10 protein-coding genes are annotated in these 18,531 nt (G+C 69.0%); 6 read left to right on the top strand and 4 right to left on the bottom strand.

What is annotated here, in order from left to right; genetic code table 11:
* Positions 1 to 7 precede the first annotated feature (7 nt).
* From ACIRR9_RS18625 to ACIRR9_RS18610, 4 genes are all read right to left on the bottom strand, one after another.
* Positions 8 to 1,222: a multidrug effflux MFS transporter gene (locus ACIRR9_RS18625; protein WP_403752728.1), complete on the bottom strand. Its 1,215-nt coding sequence runs from the start codon at positions 1,220 to 1,222 to the stop codon at positions 8 to 10.
* 84 nt (positions 1,223 to 1,306) lie between these two features.
* Complete coding sequence (locus ACIRR9_RS18620; protein WP_403752725.1) at positions 1,307 to 2,860, bottom strand: family 43 glycosylhydrolase; 1,554 nt, start codon at positions 2,858 to 2,860, stop codon at positions 1,307 to 1,309.
* 31 nt (positions 2,861 to 2,891) lie between these two features.
* A complete protein-coding gene (locus tag ACIRR9_RS18615; protein ID WP_403752722.1) occupies positions 2,892 to 5,291 on the bottom strand; it encodes a glycoside hydrolase family 3 N-terminal domain-containing protein in 2,400 nt (799 codons plus the stop codon).
* Positions 5,292 to 5,338: 47 nt separating this feature from the next.
* On the bottom strand, positions 5,339 to 8,152 hold the full coding sequence (locus tag ACIRR9_RS18610) for a family 78 glycoside hydrolase catalytic domain (RefSeq protein ID WP_403752719.1): 2,814 nt from the start codon (positions 8,150 to 8,152) through the stop codon (positions 5,339 to 5,341).
* 223 nt (positions 8,153 to 8,375) lie between these two features.
* Between ACIRR9_RS18610 and ACIRR9_RS18605 the strand changes: the two genes are divergently transcribed.
* The 6 genes from ACIRR9_RS18605 to ACIRR9_RS18580 all read left to right on the top strand — a co-directional run bounded on the left by ACIRR9_RS18605 (position 8,376) and on the right by ACIRR9_RS18580 (position 17,811).
* On the top strand, positions 8,376 to 9,527 hold the full coding sequence (locus ACIRR9_RS18605) for a LacI family DNA-binding transcriptional regulator (RefSeq protein ID WP_403752716.1): 1,152 nt from the start codon (positions 8,376 to 8,378) through the stop codon (positions 9,525 to 9,527).
* A 376-nt stretch (positions 9,528 to 9,903) separates the two neighbouring features.
* Positions 9,904 to 11,436: an ABC transporter substrate-binding protein gene (locus ACIRR9_RS18600; RefSeq protein ID WP_403752713.1), complete on the top strand. Its 1,533-nt coding sequence runs from the start codon at positions 9,904 to 9,906 to the stop codon at positions 11,434 to 11,436.
* A 30-nt stretch (positions 11,437 to 11,466) separates the two neighbouring features.
* Entirely contained in the window at positions 11,467 to 12,408 is a 942-nt protein-coding gene (locus ACIRR9_RS18595; protein ID WP_403752710.1) for an ABC transporter permease, read from the top strand.
* Entirely contained in the window at positions 12,405 to 14,174 is a 1,770-nt protein-coding gene (locus ACIRR9_RS18590) for a dipeptide/oligopeptide/nickel ABC transporter permease/ATP-binding protein (protein WP_403752707.1), read from the top strand. The genes ACIRR9_RS18595 and ACIRR9_RS18590 overlap by 4 nt, the downstream gene beginning before the upstream one ends.
* A 1-nt stretch (position 14,175) precedes the next feature.
* Positions 14,176 to 15,018 (top strand): ABC transporter ATP-binding protein, encoded by an 843-nt coding sequence (locus tag ACIRR9_RS18585; RefSeq protein ID WP_403752704.1) that lies wholly within the window; start codon positions 14,176 to 14,178, stop codon positions 15,016 to 15,018.
* A gap of 171 nt (positions 15,019 to 15,189) precedes the next feature.
* Positions 15,190 to 17,811, top strand: coding sequence for a GH116 family glycosyl-hydrolase (locus tag ACIRR9_RS18580; protein WP_403752701.1), 2,622 nt, complete (start codon positions 15,190 to 15,192; stop codon positions 17,809 to 17,811).
* The last annotated feature ends 720 nt before the right edge of the window (positions 17,812 to 18,531 follow it).

The raw sequence follows: 18,531 nt of genomic DNA, 5'->3' as shown, positions 1-18,531 counted from the left end.
AAGTCGGCTACTCACAGCCTCTGGCCTCCTCGCAGTCCGGCGCCGGGACGCTCGACGACGTCGGCTCGTGGCTTCTCACTGCGGGCGTCACCAGTACCCGCAGTGACACGAGCGCCACGCACGACAGCCCGCCCAACACGACGCCGAGTGCCAGGACCCGGTCAGGACCGGTGCCGGACAGCGGGGAAACGAGCGAGGCGAAGCCGAAGTTCACGAAGCCGAGCACGGACGCCGCGGTGCCGGCCTGCCGGCCATGCCGCTGCAGGGCGACGACCTGGACCGTCGGCATACAGGCGCCGGCCGCGAGCAGGAAGAGGAACAGGGCGACGGTGAAACCGACGACGCCGAGCGCCAACAGGCTTGTCAGCCCCGTCGCCGCAGCGGCCGTCAGCGCTGCGCTCAGAGCCCAGCGCAGTACCCGCTGCGGCGAGAACCGCGTCAGCGCCCTGGCCGCCACCTGGGACCCCACGGCGAACGCCGACGCGTTGACGGCGAACAGCAGGGCATAAGCGTCGGCACCCAGTCCGTAGGTGGTCTGGAAGGCGAACGAGGAGGTCGACAAGTAGGCGAACACACCACCCACCATCGTCGCACCGATGACCGACGCCCCCGTCAGTCCCCTGTCCGTCAACACCGCCCTGTAGCGGTGCTTCACCGAGCTCCGGTCCCTCGGGCCGGAGCCGCCGCCGGTCAAAGTCTCGGGCAGGACGGCAAAACACAGCACCACCGCGACGAGGCCGTACCCGGCCAGGGCGGCGAACACCCCGCGCCAGCCCGCGGCCCACAGCAGCAGCGACCCCAGCAGCGGAGCCACGACCGGGGCCAGGCCACTCAGCAGCGCGAGCCGGGCCAGAACCCTGACCAGACGTCGGCCCTCGAAGGCGTCACGGGCGACGGCGGTGGCCACGACGGAGACACCTGCGGCGCCGAGTCCCTGCAGAAACCGCCACACCAGCAGCCACTCGGCGCTGCCGACCAGAGCGATGGCCGCGCTGGCGGCAACGTGGATGCCCGTGGCGGACATCAACGGCCAACGGCGCCCGACAGCGTCGCTGAGCGGCCCGAAGAGCAGTTGCCCGGCCGCGACTCCCAGGAGCGTGGCCGACAGCGACCACTGGATCTGAGCGGCGCTGGCTCCTAGGTCCGCGGCCATGCGTGGAAATGCCGGCAGGTAGAGGTCCGTGGTCAACGGGCCCAGCACCGCCAGCAGTGACAGCGTCACAACCACTCCGGCCGGTGCCCGAGAACTCGCTGTCCGGTCAGTGCTCATACATGTCCCAGCCCCGGACACCGGGACGAGCACCGCTCATGTGCCGGCCGCCCCGTGGTAGCCGAAGTCGGCAAAGCGGACCGTGCCCTCCTCGGCGAACATTCCGATCACGCGGCCGGTGAAGGGGACCGCGGTCTCGACCGACCAGACCCGCCCGTCGAATTCGGTGACGCGTTTCTCGACGCCGGTTCCGTCGACGACGCTCAGCCGGATCAGGTCACCGGACGGCAGCCACTGAGGATCGCAGGACACCGGAGCGAGCGTGGTGATGCGCAGGACGACCTCGTCGTCGGGCACCTCGGTGCTCCAGGAGTTGAGAAGGGTCGGCATCGACGCCCTGGCCGTGACACGGGTGCCGCGTCCCGTCGGTGACCGCTCGGCGACCACGCTGATGGTGAAGTTCTCGTCGAGACGGATCCCCAGACCGCCCCTGCCGTCGGTCGGATCGACCCGGGCGCTCACCGTACTGGTCACGTGCCTCTGCCGACGGCCCACGAAGTCGGGGCGGAAGGAGTCGATGCCACCGGAGTCGGCGTGCAGGCTGAGGTAGCCGGGACGCTCGTCGAGGGACGCGACCGACTCGGGGGTACGGCCCACCGCGAGCCAGCCCGGGTCGGCCAGGGCGGTCGTGTCCGTGAACTCGAAGTACTCCTCGACGGATTCCGACCGGGGGTTGTACGGCACCGGAGCCGCATACGGCCAGCCGTCGGCCCAGTCGACAGCGGTCACGTACGTTTCACGGCCGAGGGGTGAGGTCCGGCCGGCCGTGCGCGTGCCGAGGAGGACGAACAGGTCCCTGCCGTCCGGTCCGCGGACCAGATCGGCGTGGCCGGTGCACTGCACACGTCGGTCCGTCCCGGATGCGCTCAGGATCGGGTTGTGCGGCGCCCCTTCGAACGGCCCCTCGGCACTGGGGCCTCGGGCGATGCTCACCGAGTGGCCGTACCCGGTACCCCCCTCCGCGATCATGAGGTACCAGAAGCCGTCGCGTCGGTAGAGGTGCGGGGCCTCCGGGGCGGTCAGCCCGGTACCGGACCAGAGTTCGCGCGGTGTCTCCAGCACCTCGCCGGTGGTCAGGTCGACCCGCGCCTGGAGGATGCCGTGATGCGCGATGACACGCGTCCCGTCCATCTCCAGACCGCTGTACGTGACGTACGCGGTGCCGTTCTCGTCCCACGCCAGGTCGGGGTCGATGCCCTGGATGCCGTCGAGACCGAGTCCCTCGCTCCAGGGGCCCGCCGGGTCGGTCGCGGTGAAGACCACACAGCCGCGCGCCCCGGCGGCCACCGTGACGATCACGTGGTACAGGCCGTCGTGATAGCGCAGGGTCGGCGCCCACACCCCTGCGGTGGAAGGCGTCCGGGCGATGCCGACCTGCTCCTCGCGAGTGGCGACGTTGCCGATGTGTTCCCAGGTGGCGAAGTCGGTGCTCCGGTACACCGGGAGGGCGGGCAGGTACTCGAACGTCGAGGTGACCGCGTAGTACGTGCCGTCGACGAGGATGCAACTCGGGTCGGGGTTGAAGCCCGGGATCAGAGGGTTGGGCAGTTCTGTGGGCTCGATCGCGGCCGGATCCGGCTGTGACGTCACGGTGGTTCCTTGGGTTGGTCGCTGATGCGGATCAGACCTGGTCGATCTGCGTCTCGGAGAGGAAGGACCGCTCCGGGCCGGCGAGGAGCCGGGGCTTGCCGGCCACGGTGAAGGCGCCCTCCAGCCGACGGTCGTCGGAGTCGAAGCCGAGGAAGTAGGGGACGGTCCCCGGTTCGACGGCGAACTCACGGGCCACGTTCGTGTGTCCGAGCTGGGCGGCGGCCAGCCGGAACGTGACCCTGCGCGACGCGCCCGCCTCCAGCTCGACCCGGGCGAAGCCGGCCAGCTGCTGCGCGGGCTGGGCGACACCGGTGGCGGGGATCCGCACATAGAGCTGGAGTGTCGCGGTCCCCTCGACGGAACCGGTGTTGGTGACCGTCGCGCCGATGGCGGCGGTGCCCTCCGTGGTGATCTCCGCGTCGCCGGACAGGTCGGTGAGCGTGAAATCGGTGTAGCTCAGCCCGTGCCCGAAGGGGTACAGCGGGGTCGCCTCAAGGTCCAGGTAGAGGCGGTTCACGCCCGGAGGCAGCGGGTTGCGGTAGCCCGTCCCGGCGGGCTGGTGGTGGTAGACCGGGATCTGGCCGGTGTGCCGGGGGATGCTGTAGGGCAGCTTGCCGCTCGGGTTGACGGCTCCGAAAAGGACCTCGGCGACCGCGCCGGGCCCGAACGGACCGCCGTACGGAGCGATGACGATCGCAGCGGCGTCGCGCACCACCTCGGGCAGCGAGTACGCACGCCCCTGGAAGAGCACCACGACGAACGGCTTGCCCGTGGCGGCGACCGCCTCGGCAAGAGCCACCTGCTCCGCGGGCAGCGAGATGTCCGCCGAGTCGCTGCCCTCACCCTCCGTGCGGTCACCGGTGAACCACAGGCTGGCTCCGCCGAGCGCGAGAACGACGACGTCGGAGCGGCCCGCGATGTCGACCGCGCGCTCGACCGCCTCCGCGTCCAGTGGCCGTGTCACACCGGTGCCCGGCTCCACCAGGACGGTGCCGGCGAAGTCCTGGACGGCCTCGGCGAGTGAACGGGCACCGTGCCGCTCGCGGACGAAGGTCTCCGGGTCGACCGGCGGGAACAGCTCGTCGTTCCACGAGGCCAGGCCCGGATCCGCGCCCACCTGGTTGCCGAGCGCGCCCTGCGACATGCGCACGATCATCTCCCGCCAGGCGGGATAGGTGTAGGTGGGGAACTGCAGGGAGGGCGCGTCGGCGTGCGGGCCGATGACGGCGACCGTGCGCCCGCCGCCCGCCAGCGGCAGCAGCCCGTCGTTCTTCGCCAGGACGACGCCGCGCCGGGCGAGTTCGCGCGAGACCTCCTCGCCCTCCCGTGCCGTGGCGTCCAGATCGATGCGGTCCGCCGGGTACGGGTTCTCGAACAGGCCGAGCTCGAACTTGGCCTGCAGCACCCGCAGGACGCAGGTGTCCACGTCGCGCTCGTCGACTTCGCCCCGCCGGACCGCCTCGGCGAACTCCTTGCCGTAGCCGTACGGCGTGGGCAGCTCCACGTCGAGGCCCGCGTGGATCGCCATCGCCCCGGCCGCCTCGGGGGTGGCCGCGGCTCCCTGCCGCTTCACCACGTGTTCCAGCGTCGTGTAGTCCGAGGCGACGAAGCCGTCGAAGCCCAGGGTCCCGCGCAGGAGGTCCGTCAGGATCTCGCGGGAGACGCCGACGGGAACACCGTCCACCGTCGCGTACGAGTTCATCACCGACTTGAGGCCCGCCAGCTGGATGGCGGCCTCGAACGGGTAGGCGAACAGGTCGCGGGTACGGCGGGCGCCGCCCTCGTAGGCGGAGAGGTTGATGCCGCCGGAGGCGAGACCGTAGCCGAGGAAGTGCTTGGCCGTCGCGATGACGCCCTCGGACAGGTCCTCGCCCTGCAGGCCGCGGGTGTAGGCGACGCTGAGCGCGGCGGAGAGGTACGGGTCCTCGCCGTAGGTCTCGTGCACGCGGCCCCATCTCGGGTCGAGCGCGACGTCCATGACCGGCGCCAGTGCCTGCCGGAAGCCGATCCGGCGCATCTGTGCACGGATGACGTCCGTCATCGCCTCCACCAGGTCGGGGCTCCATGCCGACGCCAGCCCGGTGCCGGTCGGGAACACCATGTGGCCGCCCGCACAGAAGCCGTTGAGGGCCTCCTGGTGGATGAGGGCCGGGATGCCGAGCCGGGTACGGGTCACGTACTGGCGCTGGATCTCGCCCGTCATGCGCGCGAGCCGGGCCGGATCGTCGGCCGTCAGACCGGCGACGTGTCCCGGGGCCGTCTTGATCACTTCCTCGGCGCCCTCGGCCTCCGAGCCGTCCGGGCGGACCAGGAACCACGGCCAGCCGGCGGTGAGCTGGGCGCACTTCTCCTCCAGTGTCATCTCCCGCAGGAGCAGCTCGGCGCGGAGGCCGGAGGGCAGACTGGCGTCGCGGTGGTCCTGAGGGGACATGGGCGAGGTTCTCCTCTTGTGTTGCATGAGCGATGACACCGGAGCCGTCAGTGGGAACCGGGGTTGATGATGGCGTTCACGGCCTGCTGGAAGGCGTCGGCACCAGGATGGAGGTCCTGCGGGATGAGCGCCCCGGCGAGTGCTCCGGCGGGGGCGTCGAGGTAGCCGGAGAGACCTGCCGCTGCCTGGGCCTCGCCACGGGGGGCCAGGCCGGTCTCGACGGCCGCGCTGACCACGGCGGACCAGGCGGCCGGGTCGTCCAGGACGTCCCGGACCGTGGTGGCAGCGGCCGAGCCGTTCGAGGGCTCGACCGGGTCGGGCACCACCCAGTGGTGCTCGCCGTGACCGACCAGAACGGGTTCGGCGGAGCCGGGAAGATGTACCTGCGCGGTCGCCCCCACCGGCACGCGTACGTCCAGCCGGAACCGTCCGTCGGCGCGCTCCCACCCGACGAAGGCTTCTCCGTACGACGTGAGGTGCCGGGCGGAGGCCGAGGTGAGGGCCGTGGTGGGATGTGGCCGAACGGAGATCCTCCGGTAACCCGGGGCGGCCGGAGCGAGACCGGCGACTCGACGGTGCAGCCAGTCGGCGACCGCGCCGAGCGCGTAGTGGTTGAACGACGTCATCTCGCCGGGGTTGATGGTGCCGTCGGGAAGCATGCTGTCCCAGCGTTCCCAGACGGTCGTCGCTCCCATCGTCACCGGATACAGCCATGAGGGGCAGCCGGTCTGCAGCAGCAACCGGTGAGCGACGTCCGTGTGACCGGTGGAGTCGAGCGCGTCGGTGACGAGCGGGGTCCCCACGAAACCGGTGCTGATGCGGAAGCCACCCGCGCGTACGAGGTCCGCCAGCCGTCGCCCGGCCTGCGCGCGCTGCTCGGCAGTGTGCAGAAGTCCCCATTCGATGGCGAGGGCGTACACGGTCGGCGAGTCCGAGAGGATGCGGCCCGCGGCGGTGACGTAGGCACGGTTGAACGCCTCACGGACCTCGGCGGCCAACACCGCGTACCGGTCGGCGTCTTCATGACGGCCCAGAACCCGCGCCGCTTCGGCCACGACCGCGGCGGAGCGGGCCAGGTGGGCGGTGGCGACCACGTCGGGGTCGGCCTTGGCCCGGAAGGGATCCTCCGGCGGAGCCGTCGGGTCGAGCCAGTCGCCGAACTGGAACCCACCGGTCCACAACCGGTCCGGGCCGGCGAGGTCGGCCACCTTGTCCACCCAGGCGCGCATGCTCGGCCACTGCCGGTCCAGGACGCCTTGATCGCCCGTGCGCTGGTACAGCACCCAGGGCACGATCGCGGCGGCGTCGCCCCATGCCGCGGCCGCCGGCGCGGCGTCGCGCAGTACGTCCGGCACGACGAAAGGCACGAATCCGTCGGGAAGCTGCTCGGCCGCCAGGTCCTTGAGCCAGGAACCGAGGAAGCCCGAGCTGTCGAACAGGAAGGTCGCCGTCGGGGCGAACACCTGGATGTCGCCGGTCCAGCCGAGGCGCTCGTCGCGCTGGGGGCAGTCCGTGGGCACGTCGACGAAGTTGCCGCGCATCCCCCACACCACGTTCTCGTGGAACCGGTTGAGCAGCTTGTGGGAGGAGGTGAACCAGCCGGTGCGGCGCAGGTCCGACCCGATCACCACGGCTTCGACGTCCTCGGAACGCAGTTCGGGCACGCCCGTCACCTCCGCGTAGCGGAAACCGTGGAAGGTGAGAGAGGGCTCGAGGAACTCCTCGCCCGTTCCGGCGAGGTAATAGCTGTCGGTGGCTTCGGCGGTGCGCAGCGGACGGGTGCCGAGTTCGCCCTCCTCCAGGACTTCCGCGTGGCGTACGACGACCTCGGTACCCGGAGCCAGACCGCGTACCCTCAGCCGTACCCATCCCACGGCGTTCTGCCCGAAGTCGACCAGCGTCCGGCCGGACGGGGATGTCCACACCTTCTCGGCCGGCAGGACGTGGCTCGCCCGGACCGGCGGCCCGTCCGGAGCGACCAGGCGCGTGAGGTCACCCTGCACCACCTCGACCACGCCGGTGGCCGGGCGCCACCCGCCACCGCGTCGACGCAGATCGGCCCGCTGACCGTCGTAGAGATCGTCGGCCAGGATCTCGCTCTCCCGTGCGGTCCAGGTGCCGTCGGTGGCCAGCACGTGGACCCGCCCGTCGGTCGTGGTGACCTCGAGCTGTGCCAGCAACGCCAGCCGGTCGCCGTACAGCGCCCGCTCCTGGTTGAAGCCGAGACGGCCGCGGTACCAGCCGTTGCCGAGGAGTACCTCCAGTACGTTCTCCCCGCTCCGCACCAGCTCCGTCACGTCGTACGTCTGATACCGGAGCCGATGCTCGTAGGAGGTCCAGCCCGGTGCGAGTACGAGGTCGCCGACGCGGCGGCCGTTGAGCGTGGGGACGTACACGCCGTGCGCGGTGGCGTAGAGCCGCGCCTTACGGATGTCGCCCGGCACCTCGATCGCTCCCCTCAGCACCGGTGCCGGCATACGCAGGCCCCCGATACCGACCGGGCTGATGAAGCCGGCGTTCCAGTCGGAGGCGTCGAGCAGGCCGGCCTCGACGACCGCGGATTCGCTCCACTCGCTCCACTGGTCCTGACAGGCGACGCGTACCCGCACCGCCGCATACTCCCTCGATGCGAGCGGCGACGCCGGCCAGGGGACCAGCACCTGCTCGGTGCTGTCGACCCGGTAGCTCATGGTGGTCCCGCCGCGCAGGATCTCGATCTCATATGCCGTCTGGTGGTAGTCCGCGTCCGCCCGCGGGACCGTCCATGACAAGCGTGGGGAGCCCGTCCCGATACCCCGTACCGGCGAAACATCGGTGAGGTGCTCGAACCGGGGGGCGCAGGGAGCGGCAGCCACGACCATGCAGAACTCCAGAGTCTCTAGCATTCGGTGACCGGTCCCGAGGCGGGCGCGATGCGGCTCCGCGGAGAAACGCCTGCCTCGCAGGCTGAGGGCCTCTTGACGGGCCGGTATTGTGTAACGTTCTACGCAAGGAGCGTAAAGAGCGGCTTGAACTCATGTCAAGGCACCGGAGGCGTCGAACGATGGGGCAACGAGGGAAAACAGCACTTGTACGATGGCGTGAATGGACAGCAGCTCTGCCGACGCCGACCCGCGGGGCGACATGACCAGCTCACCCAACGGCGGGGGGCGGCCCTCCCGCAGCCGCCCCGACGACACCGCCCAGCCCACCGGTGTCCGCCGGGTGACCATCCAGGACGTCGCGAAAGAAGCACGGGTCTCGGTGTCGGCCGTGTCCAAGGTGCTCCGCGACGCCTACGGCGTCAGCCCGGAGATGCGGGCCAAGGTCGGCAGCGCGATCGAGAAGCTGGGCTACCGGCCGCAGGCCGGGGCTCGCGCCATGCGGGGCCGTTCCTACACGGTCGGCATCATGCTCACGGCGCTGTCGCACCCCTTCCAGCCCGAGATCGCCGAGGGCGTCACGGACGAACTGGAACCGACTCCCTACCAGGAGATACTCATCACCGGAGGGTCTGCGCCAGAGCGTCAGCAGCGCAGCATCGAGGCTCTGGTCGACCGCCAGGTCGACGGCCTCATCGTCGTCGCGCCGGAGATGAGTACGTCTTGGCTCGAACGCCTGGGGACCAGCCTGCCTACTGTCGTGATCGCCAGGCACGGTGGCGCCAGCGGCTATGACACCGTTGTCGACGACGACCGGGGTGGTGCACGCCTCATGGTCGATCACCTCGTGGGTCTCGGGCACCGGCGTATCGCACACACCAGTCACCCCACGGGCAGCCTCGAAAGGCCGTTCGTCCTGTCCCACACCGCCCGTCGCGACGGGTATGTCGAGGCCATGAAGAGACACCGGCTCGAACCGGACGTGATCGTGACGACCTACACGGAGGAGGGCGGGTACCAGGCCGCCGTGGAGGCGCTCTCCCGGCCTGTACCACCGACCGCCATCTTCGCGGGGGCCGACATCGCCGCGCTGGGCGCCCTACGGGCAGCGGAGGAGCGTGGGCTCCGGGTGCCCGAGGACCTCACGGTGACGGGCTACGACAACGTGAACGCGTCATCCATCGGCAGGGTCTCCCTCACCACGGTCGACCAGGCCGGCCACCTGACCGGCCAGATGAGCGCGCGGCTCCTCCTCGAGCGCCTGAACGGGCGCACCCAGCCGATCCATTACGTCGTGGCACCCCGTCTCGTACCCCGGGGGACGAGCGCCGCGCCCGCTCACGGACCCGCCGCGTCAGTGGCACGCTCCTCCTGAGTCATGACCGTCAAAGTCGTACAACGGTGCACTCCTTCCGGGGTCGCACCGTTGTTTTTATACCCCCGCCGCCAACCGGCCCGCATCCGCCAGTTGAACGGAGGGCACGCGCCCAAGACACCAAATGCCTGGTCGCGACACTTCGACGCCACAGATTGAAGATCACGCTACAGGCACGTTGCCGAAATGTTACCCCTCGGGGTTGGCTCGATCTCTTGACTGGCCCATCTCCCCTCCGTAACTTGCGGCGTAGAACGTTGTACACATCATCTTCGATCCAGTTTGCGGCGTGCGTTTCGCCGGCCGCTCTGGACGAATCTGCGTCAGCCGGCATGCAACCAGGCTGCAACTTCACTCGCGTCCGAAGGAGTCAACCATGCGGCGCATCACCCGACCCGCTACCGCAGCGGTCACCATGACCACTGCCCTCGCCGCACTGGCAGCGCTGAGCGGCTGCACCGACGCGAGCTCCACCTCGGGGAACGCCGGGGGTAACCACGACACCCTGACGCTCGGAATGACCCAGGACATCCAGGGCTGGGACCCCACCGAGCAGCCCAGCTACCAGGGCTGGGGAGCCTCGGCGGTCTACGAGTCGCTCTTCCGCTGTGACGCGCTGGGCAAGCCCCACCCCGCCGCCGCGAAGTCCTGGACCTTCGCGGCGGGCAACACCGGCGTGACCGTTCACCTGCACCCGGGCATGAAGTTCTCGGACGGGACCCCGGTGAACGCCGCGGCCGTGAAGACGATGATCGAATACGCCGGGAAGCACGGCGGCAGCGCCGCACGGTTCGCCGGCATGAAGGTCACCACACCGGACGACCTCACCGCGGTGATCACCACCCCGTCACCGAACCCGCTGCTCACCGCCCGGCTGTGCGAGGCCAAGCTGGCCAGCCCGAAGTACCTGGCCGGCGGCAACACCAACAAAGCGCCGGTCGGATCGGGCCCGTACACGCTCGACACGAAGGCCACGACCAGCGGTTCCGTGTACACCTTCGTCAAGAACGACAACTACTGGGACAGCAAGACCTTCCCGTACAAGAAGCTCGTTCTGAAGGTGATCGCCAACGAGACGGCGTCGATCAACGCCCTCAAGACCGGGCAGATCGACGGCTCGCTCATCACGCAGGCGACGTACAGCCAGGCCAAGGCGTCCGGGCTGAAGATCCAGACGCAGCACAGTCAGGTGTCCCGGCTGCTCCTGACGGACCACCTCGGCAAGAAGATCCCCGCTCTCGGCGACGTGAACGTGCGCCGCGCGATCAACATGGTGTTCGACAAGGACGCCATCGCGAAGAACCTCTACCGTGGGCTGGCCGGCACCACGCCCCAGATCTTCCGCCCCGGCAGCGCCGCGTACATCGAGGGCATGAAGGACCCGTACCCCTATGACGTCAAGGCGGCGAAGGCCCTGATGGCGAAGGCGGGCTACGCCAAGGGGTTCAGCATCGAGGTCCCGTACATGCAGGGCCAGAACATGGACACGGTACTGCCCATGGTCAAGCAGCAGCTGGGTCTGCTGAACATCAAGGTCAAGCAGGTCACCCTGTCCGGGCCGAACGCCATCAGCGAGCTGCTCAGCGGCAAGTACCCCATGCCGTTCTGGATGCTCGGGAACTACGGCGACTCGCGGCTGGACATCGGCGACTACGTCCTGCCCGACGGCAACTGGAACGTCATGCACCAGACGGACCCCACCGTGGCCAAGCTCTGGAAGAAGATCCTCACCGACGACACCGCGCAGTCGGCGAAGGACCAGCAGGCCATCAACCGCTACGTCGTGGACCAGGCCTGGTTCGTGCCGCTGGCCTCCCCGGGCATGTTCTACGCCTACAACTCCAAGATCAAGGTCCAGCAGTCCACCGACCCCAACGCCCTGCACCCGCTGCTGTGGGACTTCAAGTAGTTCCCCGGGTGTGAGTGATTGGAGTCGCAGATGTTGGTCTCTGTGCTGAAGAAACTGGTCCGCTCGCTGGCCGTGCTGCTCGTGGTCAGCTTCTCCACCTTCGTCCTGATGTACGGCAACGGGCCGGGAATCGCACGTGCGGTTCTGGGCACGAACGCCACCCCCGCGGACGTGAAGGCGGAGACGGCCAGGCTCGGTCTGGACGATTCGCTCCTGGTGCAGTACGGCAGATGGATCAAGGGCGTCGTCACGGGCAACCTCGGCGACTCCTTCTTCACCGGTCAGTCCGTGTCATCGGCACTCTCCTCCCGGGTGCCGGTGACACTCACCCTGATCGTGCTCTCCATCCTGCTGACGGTGGTGGTGAGCGTCCTCGTGGGCGTCACCGCCGCCGTCCGCGGCGGATGGGTCGACCGGGTGGTGCAGTTCCTGGCCGTCCTGGGGGCGGCGGTACCACCCTTCATCATCGCGATCGGACTCGTCTTCGCGCTGGCCGTGTCGGTCCGGGTGTTCCCGGCGACGGGATACGTCTCGCCGGACCAGAGTCTGAAGGGATGGGTGGAATCGGTCACCCTGCCGGTCGTCGCCCTCCTCGTGGGTTCGATCGCCAACGCGGCCTCGCAGTTCCGCGGAGCCGTGCTGGACACCCTGTCCCAGGATTTCGTCCGCACCCTGCGGGCGCGCGGGATCCCCGAGTCGCGGGTGATCTTCCGGCATGTGCTGCGCAGTGCCGCCGGCCCCGGTCTCACGGCGCTGAGCCTGCAGACCGTCGGCCTCATCGGCGGCGCGGTGATCATCGAGCAGGTGTTCGCCCTGCCGGGCCTGGGAGACCTGAGCAACACCTCGGCCCAGAAGGGCGACGTCCCGGTGGTGATGGGCTGCGTGCTGGTGACCATCGTGATCGTGCTGGTCGTCAATGTGCTGGGGGATCTCGCCGCGGCGGCGCTCAACCCGAAAGCGAGGAAGCGGTGACCACGACTCCCCCTCTGGAAACAGCCGACCTGGTGCAGCCGGCCACGAAGGGACGTTCCCTGTTCCGGCGGCTGCTGGCCAACCCCCAGGGTCTGGTCTGCCTGGTCTTCCTGGTCTTCGTGCTGTTCCTGGGGCTGTCCAGCCCCTGGCTGGCCCCCCACGACCCGAACCTGACGGACCTCAACGCGGTCAACGCGGGCCCGTTCAGTCCCGGGCACCTCCTCGGGGCCGACGCGACGGGCCGGGACATCCTGTCCCGGCTGATGTGGGGCACCCGGCAGACACTGCTGGCCTGCCTGGTGGTGCTCGTCGTCTCCGTGGTACTCGGTGTGACCACCGGCCTGGTCGCCGGTTTCTACCGGGGCCGGACCGACGCGGTGTCGAACTGGGTGTCCGACGTCGTCATGTCGACCCCTGGTGTCATCCTGCTCATCGCGCTGTACGCGCGGACCGGTTCGAACATCGTCGCTGCCATGGCCACGTACGGACTCATCGTCGCGCCCTCGTACTTCCGCCTGGTCAGGTCCGTCGTCCTCGGGGTCCGCAGTGAGCTCTACGTCGACGCCGCCAAGGTGGTGGGCCTGTCCGATCTGCGGATCGTCGGCCGTCACGTCCTGTGGGCCGTGCGCGCGCCGGTCGTGATCCAGAGCTCGTTCGTGCTCGCCTCGGGCATCAGCATCGAGGCCGGCATGGGCTTCCTCGGCCTGGGAGATCCCGCCAAGGCGTCATGGGGAGGGGTTCTGCAGGAGGCGTTCGGCAACATCTACAACAACAAGTCCGGCGTCCTGTGGCCCGCCCTCCTCATCAGCCTGACCGTCATGGCCCTGGTTCTGCTCGGCAACGCCCTGCGCGACACCCTGCAGTCGACGGCGAACCGCAGGAAGCTGTCACCGAGTCGCCTCCGCGAGGTGGTCCGGCAGGCACGCGCCGAGGCACGGCAGGCCTCCGACGACCGCCCCGCACAGGCCGACGCCGTGCTGTCCATCCGTGGTCTGCGCGTCGGCTACCAGAACGGCGAGGACGGTGTGCGGGAGGTCGTCCACGGCATCGACCTCGACGTGCGACGCGGCCAGATCCACGGTCTGGTGGGCGAGTCCGGGTCCGGCAAGTCACAGATCGCCTTCTCCACCCTGGGCATCCTGCCCCGCGAAGCGGTGGTCCTCGGCGGCAGCATCCTCCTGGACGGAAAGGACCTGCTGGCCGACGAACAGCAGATGCGCGCGGCGCGCGGCCGGCGTATCGCGTACGTGCCGCAGGAGCCCATGTCGAACCTCGACCCCAGCTTCACGGTCGGCGCGCAGCTCACCCAGGGCCTCCGCGCGGTCAAGGAGATCAGCAAGCGGGAGGCGGAGCAGGAACTGCTGGCCCTCCTGGCACGGGTCGGCATCAAGGATCCCGAGCGCGTCTTCAAGCTGTACCCGCACGAGATCTCGGGTGGCATGGCCCAGCGCGTGCTGATCTGCGGCGCGGTGGCCTCCGGTCCCGACCTCATCGTCGCGGACGAGCCGACGACCGCCCTGGACGTGACGGTGCAGGCCGAAGTGCTGGAGTTGCTGCGCGAACTGCGCGACGAACGCGGACTCGCGGTGATCCTCGTGACCCACAACCTCGGGGTCGTCGCGGACATCTGCGACACGGTCAGCGTGATGAGGGACGGACGCATCGTGGAACGCAACGAGGTGGACGCACTCTTCGACGCCCCCGCAGAGGCGTATACCCGGGAACTGCTCTCGTCGGCACGCCGTGTCGAGATCGCGGAGGTGTGAGGTGGCTGAGCCCGTACTGAAGGTCGAGAACCTCGTCGTCCGCTACGGCGGCCGGCGCGGCACGGGGACCACGGTGATCAACGGCGTCAGCTTCGACCTGCACGCCGGGGAGACCCTGAGCCTGGTCGGCGAGTCCGGATCGGGAAAGACGACCATCGGTCGTGCGATCCTCGGGCTCGCGCCGGTGACCGAGGGTTCGATCACTTTCCGCGGTGAGCCGGTCAGCAACATCAGGCGGGCCCGTCGGCGCAAGGTCGCCCACGACATACAGGTCATCTTCCAGGACCCTTACTCCTCACTGAATCCGTCGATGACGGTGGAGAGCATCCTGGTCGAACCGTTGCTCGCCGCCGGTGTGGAACAAGGCCGGACGCGTGTGCGGGAGCTCCTGGACGCCGTCGGTCTGCCCGCCGACTCCGGCCGGAGATACCCGAAGGAGTTCTCCGGCGGACAGCGGCAGCGCATCGCCATCGCGCGAGCTCTCGCACTCGACCCCTCCGTCATCATCTGCGACGAACCCACCAGCGCACTGGACGTGACGACCCAGGCCCGGGTGCTCACGCTTCTGGAGGACATCCAGCGCGACACGGGCGTCGCCTACCTGTTCATCAGTCACGACCTGGGGGTGGTGAACGAGGTCAGCGACCGGATCGCCGTCCTCAACCAGGGCCGCATCGTCGAGATCGGCACGGCACGGAACGTCGCAGTGAATCCGCAGCATCCGTACACCCGCAAGCTGCAGATGGCGGCCCCGGTCGCCGATCCGAAGAAACAGCGCGTCCGACGGGCTCGGCGGTTGGCGGCGAACAGCGCGGAGCTCTCCGAGCTCGAGAAGAGCTCATAGGCCGACTTCGTTCAGCGCTTGGCCGCGCACCCCTCGCTCGTCCCACGGCTGTGGGACGAGCGGGCGGTGCGACAGAAGAGTCTGGCCAATCACGGTCGGCAGCACGGCAACTTCGACATGGGGACCGATTCCCCAGCAGCTCGTGTCACCTGCAATGACAGGAGAGAGCGCTTGTCCGAGAACATAGTGAGAAGGCTGGGACTTGTCGGCGCCGTGGCATTGGCGACCATCGCCGGCACTCTGCTGCCACCCTCGATCGCATCCGCGAACCCGTCACCGAGCGACAGTTCGTTGTTCATGCCCGTGCCCGCGGCGGCGACCGAGGTCCCGATCGGACAGATCCCCCGCAGCCCGTGCGAGCCCACCATGTCGCAGGCCTGCGACGGCGCTCAGGTGACCTACGACAACCTGATCCAGAACCTCCTCGCCGGGGGCTACCCGCTGGACGTGCCCGGTCTGGGGATCCCCGTCGGCGGGGTGGGCTCCGGTTCGTTCATGATCAATCAGTCGGGGACGTTCGGGCCGTGGAACTTCGGCGGGTCACAGGACGCGGGCTGGGAGAACCGGATCCTCCCGCAGGCGGCGTTCCACTTCCGAGAGCAGGTCGGCTCCTCCTCCCCCTCGGTCACCACTCTCGCGGCCAAGGGACCGAACGTCGTCGGCAGTCAGGGACCGGTGGCGGTCCAGTCGTGGGGATCCCCTCTTCCCTCCTGGAACGTGCTGAAGCCGGGACAGGGGACCTATTCGGCGCTCTACCCGTTCGGGTGGGAGTCGTACACCGGGTTCACGACGGACGTGTCGACGATGTTCTACTCGCCGATCGTCGCCGGTGAGGACAAGCCCACCTCGCTACCCGTCGTGTACTTCGACGTCAAGCTCACCAACACCGGCCGCGAGAGCGACAAGGTGTCGATGATGTTCACGATGCCCAACGCCCCGGACCACACCATGGGGACCCCGGCGAGCGTCCGCACGGAATACACGAGCACATACCGGCGCGACCGGCACACTGGTGTAGAGGCGGTCACACTGGGAGCGAACAGCCCCGGCAACACCCCCGACGCGGCGAACTCCTCGTGGACGATCGCCGCTCGTCCGGGCCCGCGCCAGCACGTCTCGTACACGACGTCCTGGAACGCCGCGGGCGACGGCTCCGACGTCTACGCGCCGTTCACGAAGTCGGGCAGTCTCCCCGACCAGCCGATCGAGAACTCGAAGTCGGCCGGCGCCATCGCCGTGTCGGCCGAACTCGCGCCCGGCGAGACGCAGGTCGTCCCGTTCGCTCTCGCCTGGGACTTCCCGCAGGTCTCGTTCCACGACTACCAGACGACGTGGATGCGGAGGTACACCAACTTCTACGGGGCTCGCGAGACCGCGCAGAACGACTACATCGCCGGCAGCTACCCGGGGGACCAGGGTTTCAACATCGCGAACGACGCCCTGGCCGCGCAGTCGACGAATCTGGCCAAGGTCAGGCAGTGGTACGACCCGATCGCCGACAACCCGAAATACCCGCTGGCCGTCCGCACCGGCGCGCTCAACCAGTTGTCGCAACTCGTCTTCAACGACTCCTTCTGGGAAGGCGGACTCGTCTCGAACTCCGTGACACCCACGGGTGGTCGACGGCTGGGAACCCAGACACCCGGCACGCACATGTTCGACACGGCTGACGCGGCGATCCCATGGAGCCAGGACAGCGACTACGTGCTCGTGAACAACGCGAACGAGCTCGATGTCGACGCCTACGGATGGCTCGCCTACAGCAAACTCTTCCCCAACCTGGAACGCGATCGCCTGCTGGCGCAGGCCGAATCGGCGATGCTCGACCCCTACGGCGGCCAGACGCAGATCTACGGCGTGAGCCCGGACAAGGATCCGTTCGTCTCATGGCCGGTGAGCACCGCGCCCACACCGGGCGGCCCGACGTTCATCGACATCCCGGCCAAGAACATATTCCGCTACTACGGATACGCCAAGATCAACCACGATCAGGCGTTCCTCAAGACGGTCTACCCGGCCATGCAGAAGCAACTGCGGTACCTGCAGGCTCTGATTCCGTCGGGCAGTTCTCTGCCGGTGGGCCCGGCCCAGTACGCGAACACCTACGAATACGGCGTGAACGGCCCGGATGTCTACGACTCCTCGCTGTACATCCTCTCGCTGGAAACCGTGATCGCCACCGGCCGCAGCCTCGGCGCGGCGTCTCACACGCTCGCGGCGCTCGACCGGCAACTGCGCCAGGCGAAAGCGGAGTTCGAGAGCACGTTCTGGGACGCGGAGCACCACGCGTACCGGATGACGCCCGGCGCCACCCCGGACGCCTACCAGGTGCTGCTCGACACCTTCTTCGCGGAGAACGTGGCTGAGCAGATCGGTCTGCCCGACGTGCTCGACGTGAGCCACATGCGCGACCAACTGACCGCGTACTACGACGTGTTCATGAGGGCTCGTGACTCGAAGGGTGCTCTCATCGGCGCCCCGAACACCGCGCCGCCGCTCGGCTCCGGCGCGGCGACGGGCGAGGTCTGGACGGGCTCCAACTACGAGGTCGCGTCGACGTACATCAACGCCGGCAAGCGGTTCCACGATCCCTCGCTGATCGACGACGGCATCACGATGAGCTCCGCCATATCGCACCAGATCTGGCAGACGCCGAGTAACGGGTACGCCTTCGACGCGCCGGAGGCCTGGCACAGCGACGACCCGCAGAAGTACCGGTATCCCGACTACTCCCGGGCGCTCGCCGTCTGGGACGACATCGACGCGCTGCATCCGATCCGGCAGGCGCGTTGAGCAAGCCGGTGGCCGCCGGGAACCCTGCGGTCACCGGCTTCACCGTCACCAACAGGTCCGGGCCATGAACGGCTCCTTCAGGACCTTCAGGGTGCGGCGACACGACCGACCGGCCCGGTCATCCCCAGCTCGCAGGTACGGCTCACCGGAAACCCTCCGGCTACAGGCCGTCGATGACGCGAGTCAGGTGGCGTACCCCTCACCCGGCGGGGACACACCACCCGGCTCCTCGCGGAACCAGCCACTCGGCCCGTGGTCCGCAAGTTCAAGCTGAGGAGCGGCTCAGGGGCCGCTCCTCAGGTATCACCCCTCCCGGCGTGCACGCCCCGGCGCCCAGAGGCGCGGCACTGCGGGGCCTGCCCGTGATCATTTCGCGCACGCCGGCCCCGCTTCGCCGCACCCACGGCGCACGCCTCTCACCAGAACAGGAAGTCGATCATGAAGCGACCGATCCCGAGCCGAAGAGCCGTCATGCGTGCGGCCCTGGGAGCTGTTCCCGCGGCGTTTCTCCCCCTGGCTACCGCTCCCCTGGCCGCTGCCGGGTCCGGCGTGTCCGGCAGCACCGGCACGGCCCGACGCGGCAGTGGCTTCGCGATCCCCGAGCCTGCCTTGAGCCGCCCGTTCGGTCGCGTGGCGCACGGCGTGTGTGACCCCGCCGTCTCCCAGACGTGCGACGGCGCCGCGTCGCAGGGACCGATCGAGGCCCTCAAGGGTGCCTAT

It is taken from the genome of Streptomyces sp. NPDC101234, from assembly GCF_044767525.1.
Classification (GTDB): domain Bacteria; phylum Actinomycetota; class Actinomycetes; order Streptomycetales; family Streptomycetaceae; genus Streptomyces; species Streptomyces sasae.
The sequence above is the reverse complement of the archived record's forward strand: the minus strand, read 5'-3'. Positions and strand labels throughout refer to the sequence as shown.

Excerpts from the sequence above, each read along its gene's own strand:
- ACIRR9_RS18615 (WP_403752722.1), bottom strand. The coding sequence starts at position 5,291 with ATGTCCCCTCAGGACCACCGCGACGCCAGTCTGCCCTCCGGCCTCCGC.
- ACIRR9_RS18610 (WP_403752719.1), bottom strand. The coding sequence starts at position 8,152 with ATGGTCGTGGCTGCCGCTCCCTGCGCCCCCCGGTTCGAGCACCTCACC.
- ACIRR9_RS18605 (WP_403752716.1), top strand. The coding sequence starts at position 8,376 with ATGGACAGCAGCTCTGCCGACGCCGACCCGCGGGGCGACATGACCAGC.
- ACIRR9_RS18600 (WP_403752713.1), top strand. The coding sequence starts at position 9,904 with ATGCGGCGCATCACCCGACCCGCTACCGCAGCGGTCACCATGACCACT.
- ACIRR9_RS18595 (WP_403752710.1), top strand. The coding sequence starts at position 11,467 with ATGTTGGTCTCTGTGCTGAAGAAACTGGTCCGCTCGCTGGCCGTGCTG.